This window comes from Candidatus Cloacimonadota bacterium (assembly GCA_011372345.1).
Lineage (GTDB): Bacteria > Cloacimonadota > Cloacimonadia > Cloacimonadales > TCS61 > DRTC01.
Genome location: DRTC01000104.1, coordinates 1 through 3715 on the forward strand (window position 1 = coordinate 1; position 3715 = coordinate 3715).

At 36.8% G+C, this 3715-nt stretch carries 4 protein-coding genes; all 4 read left to right on the forward strand.

Features of this window, described 5'->3' with window-relative positions; all coding sequences use genetic code 11:
- Window positions 1–493: hypothetical protein (locus ENL20_01940; GenBank protein ID HHE37315.1), on the forward strand; the 493-nt coding region annotated here is incomplete at its 5' end.
- 60 nt (window positions 494–553) lie between these two features.
- Window positions 554–1090, forward strand: a complete 537-nt coding sequence (gene hpt, locus ENL20_01945; protein ID HHE37316.1) for a hypoxanthine phosphoribosyltransferase — start codon at window positions 554–556, stop codon at window positions 1088–1090.
- Between the two features lie 80 nt (window positions 1091–1170).
- Entirely contained in the window at window positions 1171–3174 is a 2004-nt protein-coding gene (locus ENL20_01950; protein HHE37317.1) for an ATP-dependent metallopeptidase FtsH/Yme1/Tma family protein, read from the forward strand.
- A 103-nt stretch (window positions 3175–3277) separates the two neighbouring features.
- Window positions 3278–3715 (forward strand): ATP-dependent protease subunit HslV (hslV, locus tag ENL20_01955; GenBank protein ID HHE37318.1); only part of this gene is annotated, 438 nt, incomplete at its 3' end.

The following is a 3715-nucleotide window of genomic DNA, read 5'->3' on the forward strand; positions in this document are numbered from 1 at the left end:
ACTTAAAGAATATTATGAGCTTATTTTTTATCGTACAACCAGAAAAAAAGAAATCGATATCAAAAACAAAAAGGAAATCACATCTCTACGCAACAGGATGACTTTTGAAGACTATCGGATCATAATGAAAAAATTAAAAAAATTACCAAATAAACGCTATCTTTTCGAAGATAAAAATACAGTTTATCTCGATTTTGATCAAAGTTCATTTCCGCTTTATATCCGTCACCGTTTACCCGGAGATAAGTTTTTTCCTCTCGGGATGGATCATCCAAAGAAAATCAAAGATTTTTTCATTGACGAAAAAATACCCAAATTTGATAGGGATAAAATATTAATTTTTTGTGATGAAGAAAAGATTCTCTGGATTGCCGGATTAAGAATCGATAATCGAGTTGCTTTATCAGAAAAAACAAAGAATATATTAATGATCAAAATCGAAAAAATGTCAGTGCAGAAAGCAAGGCATGCGGAAAGAATAGATACAAAATGAAGGAGATCGGGAAAATAGTTTTAATATTTTCCTCAATATTTGAACATTTCCCAAAATATAATGAAACACGATCTTGAAAAAATTTTATTTGATGAAGACATACTTCATTCAAAAATAAAAGAACTTGGTTCTAAGATAACCAAAGACTATCAAGGAAAACATCCAATCATGATCTGTATCTTAAGAGGTGCGGTTTTATTCCTGTCTGATCTAATTAAAAATATTGATGAACCCGTTGAAATTGACTTTTTATCCTTATCAAGTTACGGAGACAGCACGCAATCATCCGGAATTGTCAAGATCAGGAAGGACATCGATACAAACATTCATAACAGGCATGTGATCGTAGTCGAGGATATTGTTGATAGCGGTCTGACACTTCAATACATTCATGATTATTTAATGAAACACAAACCGATTTCCGTTAAAACCTGTGTTCTTCTCGATAAACCGAAAGCACATAAGATCGAGATGAAATTAGATTATATCGGATTTGAAATTGGAAATGAATTTGTAGTTGGATACGGATTGGATTATGCAGAAAAATATCGCAATTTACCTTACATTGGGATTTTAAAAAAGGAGAAATATTCATAATGCAGGAACCACCAAAAATTGAACCACCCAAATTTAATAAAGATAATAAAGATAATAAAAAGCCACCTTTTTTTCCAAAAATGAAAAAATCACAATCCATCACTTTCTGGATAGTGGTTCTTTTAATGATCATCGTATTTTACCAATTTTCCAAAATGAATAACACAAAATATCAGGTGATCGACTATTCGGATTTTGAGGAAATGTATAAAAGAAAACCCACAGGAATTTTACAAGTTGACATCAACGGGAAAGATGTAGTTTTTATCGGTGATGATGGTATTAAATATGCAACATATCTGCCTTTTGAGCCTGATTCGGATTTTACTAAAGAACTCACAGCTCTGGGAATAAGTGTAAAATCAACTAAACCTTCCAAACTTTTCTCCTTCTTGATTTCGATGCTACCGTTCCTGATCTTCCTCGGTTTCTGGTTTTTTATGATGAGAGGAATTCGAGGAGGAGCAGGAGCTGCTTTCAGTTTCGGAAAAAGCAGAGCGAAACTATTTGCCGGAGGAAAAACACAGGTAACTTTCAAAGATGTAGCCGGAGTCGATGAAGCAAAAGAAGAATTGGAAGAGATCATCGAATTCCCGAAAGCTCCAGATAAATTCCAGAAACTGGGAGGAAGAATTCCACGCGGAGTTTTGCTTTTGGGAAGACCCGGAACCGGAAAAACTTTATTGGCAAAAGCAGTCGCAGGAGAAGCAAAAGTTCCGTTTTACAGCATCAGCGGATCGGATTTTGTAGAGATGTTCGTTGGAGTTGGAGCATCTCGCGTCAGGGACATGTTCGTCGAGGCAAAGAAAAATGCTCCCTGTATCGCTTTTATCGATGAGATTGACGCTGTTGGTCGTCATCGAGGAACCGGTCTGGGCGGAGGTCACGACGAAAGAGAACAGACTTTGAATCAACTTTTAGTAGAAATGGATGGTTTTGATCTGAATGATTCTGTTATCATTATTGCAGCAACAAATAGACCCGATGTGCTCGATCCGGCATTGCTTCGTCCCGGAAGATTCGATAGACAGGTTATTGTTGACCTGCCGGACATTAAAGGACGAGAAGCGATCCTGAAAGTTCATAGTAAGAAACTTCCGATTTCCAAACAAGTAACTTTAAGTATTATTGCTCGCGGAACTCCCGGTTTCAGCGGAGCAGATTTGGCGAACCTGATCAATGAAGCAGCTCTCCTGGCAGCTCGCAAGAATAAGAAAAAGATCGGGATGGAAGATTTTGAAGAAGCAAAGGATAAAGTCACTCTCGGCAAAGCCAGAAAAAGTAGAGTCATAACTGATGACGATAAAAAAATTACAGCATATCATGAAGTCGGTCATGTTCTCTGTTCTATCTTCCAGCAAAAAACAGAACCTATTCATAAAGTAACGATCATTCCAAGAGGGTTTACCGGCGGAGCAACTCATTTCCTGCAAACAGATAAATCCCGATACACAAAAGGATATTTGGAAGAATCGATTGTCGGACTGATGGGAGGTCGCTCTGCAGAAGAAATCGCTTTTAATGAAATTTCTACCGGAGCTTCCAATGATATTCAAAGATCGACAGACTTAGCCAAACAGATGGTCTGCAACTGGGGAATGAGCGACAAGATCGGACCAATGACAATCGGTAAGGAAGACTCTCAGATATTTCTCGGAAAAGAATTTACTCGACAAGAACAGATCAGCGAAGAGACAGCAAAATTGATCGATAGTGAAATCAGGAATATCATCACTATTGCTCACCAGAAATCACTGGAAATTCTGAATGATAAAAGAATACTACTCGATAAATTATCGGAAGTTTTATTGGAAAAAGAAACTCTTAATTCGGATGAAATATATTCTATTATTTTAGAAAATATCGATGAAAAAGATAAAAAATTAGTAGAAGAAAAATACGAAAAAGCAAAAGAGATGAAGATCGATACAACTCCAGAAGAATCGGAAAATGAAGATTCTGATAAAAAAAAACAGGAAGAAAAAGAAGAAAAACCTAATGATCAAAAAGCGGATACAAAAGAACAGAAATCGAATGAAAAAAATCCTGATGTTGAGGATAAACCGAAAAGGAAAGATAAGTAAATCCGATAATCCTATCGTCTCAATGAAGCTCAGATTTATTGAAATATTAAAGTAACACGAGCGATTCCACTTGTGAAATAATAAAAGACTCAAAGGAAAAAAAATGCATGGAACAACAATAATAGGAATAAAAATTGGAAAAAAAGTTGCCATCGGCGGAGATGGTCAGGTTACTCTGGGAAACACGATCATCAAAGCTTCTGCTCAAAAAATAAGAAGACTATATGAAGATAAAGTAATTGCTGGTTTTGCCGGAGCAACTGCAGATGCTTTCACATTATTTGAAAAATTTGAAGGCAAATTGAAATCCTTCAAAGGAAACCTGAAACGAGCAGCTGTCGAACTGGCAAAAGATTGGCGTTCGGATAAAATCCTGCGAAGATTGGAAGCGATGATCATTGTTGCAGATGAAACATCGCTGCTCGTGATTTCAGGAACCGGTGATGTTCTCGAACCGGATGATGATGTAATTGCGATCGGTTCGGGAGGAAGTTATGCCTTGGCTGCGGCTCGAGCGCTGAAAAACCAGACAAAACTTTCT

Excerpts from the sequence above, each read along its gene's own strand:
- hpt (HHE37316.1), top strand. The coding sequence starts at position 554 with ATGAAACACGATCTTGAAAAAATTTTATTTGATGAAGACATACTTCAT.
- ENL20_01950 (HHE37317.1), top strand. The coding sequence starts at position 1,171 with ATGAAAAAATCACAATCCATCACTTTCTGGATAGTGGTTCTTTTAATG.